The 2,599-nt window shown below is 45.6% G+C and carries 1 protein-coding gene; it reads left to right on the top strand.

Features of this window, described 5'->3' with window-relative positions; all coding sequences use genetic code 11:
- A partial coding sequence (locus PROCOU_RS17900) for a toxin Cry1Ac domain D-VI-related protein (protein ID WP_036074424.1) occupies positions 1 to 2,599 on the top strand: 2,599 nt, incomplete at both ends.

Here is a 2,599-nt window from a genome sequence, read left to right as displayed (position 1 = left end):
CAACGATAGATGCGGCGCAAGCAAAAGTGAATGCGGTGAAGGATACGGCGAAAAAAAAGCCGAGCTGCAAGCGCATATCAATAAAGCGCAGGCCGAATTGTCTGCGAAAACAGAGGCAGAAAAAGCAGTGAAAGAGCTATTTGTCAGTAACAATCCAGCGAACACGATAAAAGAGACCGTGACGCAAGCAACAATAGATGCGGCGCAAGCGAAAGTGAATGCGGTGAAGGATACGGCGAAGAAAGCAGAGCTCCAAGCGCATATCAATAAAGCCCAAGCAGAATTCGATGCTAAAATAGAAGAAGCAAATGCAAAAACAGAGGCAGAAAAAGCAGTGAAAGAGCTATTTGTGAGTAATAATCCAGCGAACACGATAAAAGAGACCGTGACGCAAGCAACAATAGATGCGGCGCAAGCGAAAGTGAATGCGGTGAAGGATACGGCGAAGAAAGCAGAGCTCCAAGCGCATATCAATAAAGCGCAGGCCGAACTCGATGCGAAAACGGAAGCGACAGAAATAGATAAGGCAAACCAGTTTCTTGCTAATTATTTAGTGAATCAGTTGTATCAAAATGATGAACCATTAACCGATGCAATCAAAGCGACAACCAACCAAGGGTCTATTAACCTAGTACAAGCACAAATTGATAAGCTGTTACCAAGTGCTGTGAAGACAGGCTTACAAAACAAACTAAATCGCGCGCAAGAATTATTGAATATACGAACGGCAGTAGAGGCAGGCATACAAAGGGCAGTGAAAGCACTATTTGAGGATAGTAATCCAGCAAACACGATAAAAGAAACCGTGACGCAAGCGGATATTGATGCAGTGCAAGCGAGAGTGGACACTGTGACAGACCCAGCGACAAAAGCGGAACTGCAAGCATATATCGATAAAGCGCAGGCAGAATTCGATGCGAAAAAGGAAACCGAAGCAGCGGATAAAGGACAACAAGCTATTGCTGGTTTCTTAGTGAATCAGTTGTATCAAGATAATAATCCAGCAACCGATGCGATCAAAGCGACAACGAATCAAGCAGCCATTGATGAAGCGCAAGCGCAAATAGACCTGTTGTTACCAAGCGCCGTGAAGACAGATTTACAAAACAAATTGAACCGAGCACAAGAGTTGTTAAATGCGAAAAATACAGCGGAAAAAGCGGTAAATGAGTTATTTGAAGGCAATAAGCCAGCGAATAAAATAAAAGAAACCGTGACGCAAGCGGACATTGATGCGGCGCAAGCGAAAGTGGATAAAGTCACAGATTCAGCGAAGAAAGCAGAGCTCCAAGCCCATATCGATAAAGCGCAAGCAGAATTCGATGTGAAGAAGGAAGCTGAGGCAGCGGATAAAGAACAACAACTGATTGCTGGTTTCTTAGTGGATCAGTTGTACCAAAATAATAATCCAGCAACCGATGCAATCAAAGCGACAACGAATCAAGCAGCCATTGATGAAGCGCAAGCGCAAATAGACCTGTTGTTACCAAGCGCCGTGAAGACGGATTTACAAAACAAACTGAACCGCGCGCAAGAGTTGTTAAATGCGAAAAATACAGCGGAAAAAGCGGTAAATGAGTTATTTGAAGGCAATAAGCCAGCGAATAAAATAAAAGAAACCGTGACGCAAGCGGACATCGATGCAGCACAAGCGAAAGTGGATGCCCTCACAGACCCAGCGAAGAAAGCGGAACTGCAAGCCCATATCGATAAAGCGCAAGTGGCATTCGACGCGAAAAAAGAAGCCGAAGTCGTAGCGGAAAAAGCAGTGAATGAGCTGTTTGAAGGGAATAATCCAGCGAACAAGGTGAAAGAAACTGTGAAGCAAACGGACATTGATGCAGCGCAAGAAAAAGTAAATGCGATCACAGATCCAGCGAAAAAAGCGGAGTTGCAAGCGCACGTGGATAAAGCGCAAGCAGAATTCGATGCGACACATGCCGTCATTGTAGCACCAAAGGTGCAGACTGTATCGAATAAAGATACCGTCGTGACAGGGACAGGAACACCAGGCTATACAGCCGTTGTGACAATTGGTGGTAAGACGTATACAGGAATGGTCGGAGCCAACGGCTCATTCGCCGTTACAATTCCAGCCCAAAAAGCGGATACCATCATCACTGTAGCTCAAAAGAACGGACAAAAAACAGGTCCGGCTACAACAGTAAAAGTAGTCAACTACATTCCAGCTGTAGCACCGATCATCGATAACGTAGCCGTATTCCAACAAGCCATCACTGGGAAAGTCCCAGCAGGTACTTTATCGGTACGCTTAATTGTCAATGGTGTTCCACAACGATTGGTAGCACCAGACGCCGAAGGGAACTTCTCGTTCTATAGTCGTTTCATTTCCGATGGCACAGTTTCTAACCTACGACTCAAAGAAGGCGATGTAATCACTGTCGATTATGGGAATCGAACGCCTGCTCATTTGGTGGCAACGACCACAGTGGGTACTGCGACGAAGCCTGTTTTGGATACAGTGTATGAAGCAGCCGATTACGTGAGTGGCTTAGTACCAACGGGCACACAAGTCATTCGTCTATCGATTAACGGCGTGCCACAACGGACAGTAACGCCACAAGCAAAATATCGATGC

It is taken from the genome of Listeria rocourtiae FSL F6-920 (assembly GCF_000525975.1).
Lineage (GTDB): Bacteria > Bacillota > Bacilli > Lactobacillales > Listeriaceae > Listeria_A > Listeria_A rocourtiae.
Note: the sequence above shows the minus strand (reverse complement) of the source record. Positions and strands in the feature narration are given on the sequence as shown.